The following is a 2450-nucleotide window of genomic DNA, read 5'->3' on the forward strand; positions in this document are numbered from 1 at the left end:
CAGGGACGCGGCGATCGCCGCCCGCATCCCGCCCGCGCAATGCACCCACACCCTGCCGGGCGGCACCTCGCCGGTCCGCCCGTGCAGTTCGTGGAGCGGAATGTGCACGGAACCCTCGACGTGCCCCGTGGCGCGTTCCGAGTCGCGGCGTACGTCGAGTACGACCACCCGCTCACCGCGCTCGCGCACCCGGGCGAGGTCGGCGAAGGCCGCGCGGGGGAACGAGGCGAGTGCCTCGCCCTCACGGATCCAGGCGGCCGGGTTCCCGGTGGCCGCGGCGGCAGGGCGGTCGATGCCGACCCGGGCCAGCTCGCGCTGGGCGTCGGCGATCCGCTCCGGAGTGTCGGCGAGCAGGGTGACGGGCTTGCCCCACGGGATCAACCAGGCCAGATGGGTGGCGAGTTTGCCCTCGCCCTCGAAGTTGAACGACCCGGCCACATGCCCCTCGGCGTACGCGACCCGGCTGCGCAGGTCCACCACCCACTCCCCCGCGGCCAGCCGTCGCGCGATCTGCTCGGCGTCGGCGCGCTCGGGCGGGGTCAGGTCGATCGGCGCGGGACCGGCGGCGTTGGCCGGACCCATGTGCGCGTAGTACGCGGGCACGTCCTCCAGCCCCGCCAGGAGCTGCGCGACGAAGGTGTCGACGTCCTGCGTGAGCGCGTCGTTCGTGGCGCGCTCCTTGCCGATCGTGGTCGCGTCCCCCTCGGCCTGGGAGGAGGAGCAGAAGCTGCCGAACCCGTGCGTGGGCAGCACCGGCACGTCGTCGTCCAGCTCGGCCGCCAGGCGGTGGGCGGAGGCGTGCTGGGCACGGGCCAGTTGTTCGGTGAGCCGCGGCTCCACCAGGTCGGGGCGGCCCACCGTGCCGATCAACAGGGATCCGCCGGTGAACGCCGCCACTCCGCGCCCGCCCTCTTCCAGGACGTAGGAGGTGTGGTGCGGGGTGTGGCCGGGGGTGGCGACCGCGCGCAGCACCAGTCCCTCGTCCACCTGGACGGTGTCGCCGTCGGCTATCGGCGTGCGGGCGAAGGCCACCTGCGCGGCCGCGGGCACCAGGTAGGCAGCGCCGGTGACGCGGGCCAGCTCCAGTCCCCCGGTGACGTAGTCGTTGTGCAGATGAGTCTCCGCCACGTACGCGACGCGCACCCCACGCCTCGCCGCGGCGGCGATGACCTGGTCGATGTCGCGCGGCGGGTCGATCACGACCGCGTCGCGGGCACCGCCGGCCAGGTAGCTGCGGTTGCCCAGGCCTTCGAGTTCCAGGGTGTCGGCGAAGAACACGGCTGCGGCTCCTCCACATGAGTCGGTGTACCCCGGGGGGTATCTGTCTTTTACAGTAACAGGGATACCCAGGGGGGTATTCCAGGGGGTGCAGATGCGCAAGCCGGGCACATGGACTGCCCCCATGGCACCGCCGCCCCTAAGGGGCCGGGTACCCGGTGGGGTATGGAGAAACGGCGTCGCCGGAGGATTCCTCGACGGCCTCGACCGCCGCTACTGAGGCGTGAGTGTCTTGCTCCAGTCGTCGACCGTGAGGACGTCGGCCCACTGCGGGAACAACCGCTCGATCAGGCAGCGGTGCAGTTCGGGGTCGATGTCCAGGCAGGCGTCGGAAAGCACCGTGAGGCCGAAGTCCAGGTCGTTCGCCTGACACAGCGTGGACAGCACGACGGCGCTGGTGGCGATCCCGCTGAGTACGAGGCTGTCGATACCGCGCGCCCGCAGCAGCACGTCGAGGTCGCTGCCGGAGAACGCGCTGGCCCGTCTCTTGGTGACCACGACCTCGCCCGGCAGGGGCGCGACGTCGGGGTGGATCTCGGTGCCCGGGGCGCCCTCGACGTAGCACCCGGCCTCCGCGATGGCGGCGAGAGCCCTGTTGCGCGTGCCGACTTCCGGGAAGCCGGGGCGCAGTGCGATGACCACGTAGATCACCGGTACGTCCGCCGCCCGCGCCGCCTCGATCGCCGCGCGCACCCGTGGCAGATATCCGGAGCCGTCGTCGACGAGGTCGACGATGGCCTGTTGGACGTCTATCACGAGAAGGGCACGGCCCATGTCGCCTCCAGGAACGGTGTCGCAGCCCTCAGGGTAGGCGCATCCAACCGCGTTCCATGGACCAGTGCCGGCCGTGTTCGAGGTGGTCGAGCGGGGCTCGCTGGAGGGTGCTCCGGCGGGGCAGCCCTGTGATCTCGGTGGTTCCTGGCGGGGCGTCGAAGACGAACTCCAGGACGTCCGAGTCGCATCGCGGTCTGTCTCCGTGCCGGGTGAACCGGCGTCGGAAGTTGACGATGGTGGCATCAGGGCGCAAATGGTCCGCGAACGTGCGGTCGAGGAGCCAGGAGTGGCAGGTCGCGAAGGTGACCGGCCGCTCCGGGTGGTGGCGGGCGGGCCGCCGCGAAGGAGGCGCCGCAGGCCGCCGGGGTGAGCGGTCCGCAGTGCGCCCCCGCGGGGGC

The 2450-nt window shown here is 72.0% G+C and carries 2 protein-coding genes and 1 pseudogene; all 3 read right to left on the reverse strand.

Annotated features, from left to right (window positions below; translation table 11 throughout):
- A partial coding sequence (locus tag AOK22_RS37955; protein ID WP_055703197.1) for an MBL fold metallo-hydrolase occupies positions 1-1278 on the reverse strand: 1278 nt, incomplete at its 3' end.
- 213 nt (positions 1279-1491) lie between these two features.
- Entirely contained in the window at positions 1492-2052 is a 561-nt protein-coding gene (locus AOK22_RS37960) for a cysteine hydrolase family protein (protein ID WP_055703198.1), read from the reverse strand.
- A gap of 28 nt (positions 2053-2080) precedes the next feature.
- Positions 2081-2450 (reverse strand): annotated as a pseudogene (locus AOK22_RS41730) (acyltransferase domain-containing protein); the annotation flags it as partial.

The organism is Streptomyces silaceus (genome assembly GCF_001419745.1).
GTDB classification, from domain to species: Bacteria; Actinomycetota; Actinomycetes; order Streptomycetales; family Streptomycetaceae; genus Streptomyces; species Streptomyces silaceus.